This window comes from Frankia sp. Mgl5, from assembly GCF_023242985.1.
GTDB lineage: Bacteria > Actinomycetota > Actinomycetes > Frankiales > Frankiaceae > Parafrankia > Parafrankia soli.
The window spans coordinates 1-491 of record NZ_JALKFY010000453.1; the positions used below are offsets into that span (position 1 = coordinate 1).

Here is a 491-nt window from a genome sequence, read left to right on the forward strand (position 1 = left end):
CGCCCGGAGACAGAAATTTTGATCGAGCAGGTACTTCACTGGGCTGATCAATTGTGGCAGGCTGATGAAAAGCGAATGGTTGCCGATATTGGCACTGGCAGCGGTGCGATTGCCTTGACGCTGGCGTGTGAACGTCCGCACTGGCAGGTGAGCACCGTCGATTTGTCGCCGGATGCGATAACGATAGCGAAGCGGAATGCCGAGCGGTTGGGTGTATCTGAGCGCGTGCGCTTTCTCCAGGGAGACTTGACTGAACCGATTTTGTCCAAAGGCGAGCAAGTGGATATCCTTGTATCCAATCCACCGTATATCCCCAGTTCTGATGTAGATCAGCTTGATTCCGAGGTGCGGGATTTTGAGCCAAGACTGGCGTTGGACGGCGGACAAGACGGGCTGGAATGCTACCGCAGACTTTGCGCTTCCCTGCCGAGGCTGCTGAACGAAAAAGCGCTGGTCGCGTTTGAAATCGGCATTCATCAGGAAGAGGATGT

At 54.8% G+C, this 491-nt stretch carries 1 protein-coding gene; it reads left to right on the plus strand.

Annotated elements, in window-relative coordinates; translation table 11 throughout:
- Positions 1 to 491: class I SAM-dependent methyltransferase (locus MXD62_RS10105; protein ID WP_368862372.1), on the plus strand; the 491-nt coding region annotated here is incomplete at both ends.